This is a genomic window from Mesorhizobium sp. M2E.F.Ca.ET.209.01.1.1, from assembly GCF_004010375.2.
In the GTDB taxonomy this organism is placed as follows: Bacteria; Pseudomonadota; Alphaproteobacteria; order Rhizobiales; family Rhizobiaceae; genus Mesorhizobium.
In genome coordinates this window covers 1-279 of sequence record NZ_SADP02001395.1, presented here as the reverse complement: position 1 = coordinate 279, position 279 = coordinate 1, and the positions used below count along the sequence as shown (strand labels likewise).

Sequence of the window (279 nt, the reverse complement as noted above, 5' to 3'; positions counted from 1 at the left end):
GTCGCTATCACCCCATGGAACTTTCCCTCGGCAATGATTACCAGAAAAGCTGGAGCCGCGCTGGCCGCTGGCTGCCCCATGATCGTCAAGCCGGCCCCAGAAACGCCCTTATCGGCGCTCGCGCTCGCCCGCCTTGCCGAGGAAGCCGGCATCCCCGTTGGCGTGTTCCAGGTGGTAACTGGTGAGGCGCCGCCGCTGGCCAGGCGTTTGTTGGAGCATACCGTGGTGCGGGCGTTCTCCTTTACCGGCTCGACCGAGGTTGGTCGCCTCCTGCTCCAG

At 65.2% G+C, this 279-nt stretch carries 1 protein-coding gene; it reads left to right on the top strand.

Features of this window, described 5'->3' with window-relative positions; translation table 11 throughout:
• Positions 1-279: aldehyde dehydrogenase family protein (locus tag EN852_RS40540; protein WP_135880025.1), on the top strand; the 279-nt coding region annotated here is incomplete at both ends.